This is a genomic window from Photobacterium chitinilyticum (genome assembly GCF_004104355.1).
GTDB lineage: Bacteria > Pseudomonadota > Gammaproteobacteria > Enterobacterales > Vibrionaceae > Photobacterium > Photobacterium chitinilyticum.
The window spans coordinates 1-494 of sequence record NZ_RJLM01000117.1 but is presented as its reverse complement, the minus strand read 5'-3'; the positions used below and the strand labels follow the sequence as shown (position 1 = coordinate 494).

The following is a 494-nucleotide window of genomic DNA, read 5'->3' as shown; positions in this document are numbered from 1 at the left end:
TATTAGAAATGATACCTTGGGATGGATGTAAAGCTAAGCAAATAGCTTCTGCTCCAAGAACCGAGGACTGTGTTGGTTGTAAGAGATGTGAATCCGCCTGTCCAACGGATTTTTTGAGCGTTCGAGTTTATTTATGGCATGAAACAACTCGMAGYATGGGTCTAGCTTATTGATACGTTACCGAAAACCTCATTTGAATAAATTTGGAATACATTTTATTTTTTTTATTGACAAGTACTCGTACTCAAAAAAGTTAAAAATTTTTTATTTATATATTTTTTTTGAGTACGCGTTCTTTGGACCTGGTGTATCTTGTCTTTACCACGAATKMTTTTCCTTGGTTAACAATAATTGTWGTTTTTCCAATATATGCGGGGTCTTTAATTTTCTTTCTCCCSCATAGRGGAAATAAAGTCAATAAATGGTATACTATATGCATTTGCATCTTAGAACTTCTTCTAACGACCTACGCTTTTTGTTATAATTTTAAAATG

Annotated in this window: 1 protein-coding gene; it reads left to right on the top strand. The window is 33.1% G+C overall.

The window, feature by feature from the left end; genetic code table 11:
• Window positions 1-8 precede the first annotated feature (8 nt).
• Entirely contained in the window at window positions 9-173 is a 165-nt protein-coding gene (locus EDI28_RS28185) for a 4Fe-4S binding protein (RefSeq protein WP_500048354.1), read from the top strand.
• Window positions 174-494 lie beyond the last annotated feature (321 nt).